Annotated in this window: 1 protein-coding gene; it reads left to right on the top strand. The window is 43.8% G+C overall.

Annotated features, from left to right (window positions below):
- Positions 1 to 28: 28 nt before the first annotated feature.
- The gene (locus tag AYW75_RS19255; RefSeq protein WP_407943043.1) at positions 29 to 175 is read left to right on the top strand and encodes a 2Fe-2S iron-sulfur cluster-binding protein; all 147 of its coding nucleotides are present in this window, start codon (positions 29 to 31) and stop codon (positions 173 to 175) included.
- Positions 176 to 240 lie beyond the last annotated feature (65 nt).

Raw genomic sequence — 240 nt, 5'->3', positions numbered from 1 at the left:
ACCGGTTATTGCAGCTTGACGTAGTGGTATTTGTGGCTCATGTAAATGTAAGGTGAAAGTTGGACAAGTAGACTCTACCAGCTATGAAACATTGACTGAAGAAGAGAAAGCTAATGGCTTTGTGCTGGCGTGCTCCAGTACCATTAAATCGGATGTAGAAGTGAGCTTGAACTGACGAACTGTTGATAATTTGCACTGTTTTGGGAGGGCGCATCGACATAGTTCGAGCGCCCATTTTTT

The organism is Marinomonas atlantica, from assembly GCF_001639725.1.
In the GTDB taxonomy this organism is placed as follows: domain Bacteria; phylum Pseudomonadota; class Gammaproteobacteria; order Pseudomonadales; family Marinomonadaceae; genus Marinomonas; species Marinomonas atlantica.
The sequence above is the reverse complement of the archived record's forward strand: the minus strand, read 5'-3'. Positions and strand labels throughout refer to the sequence as shown.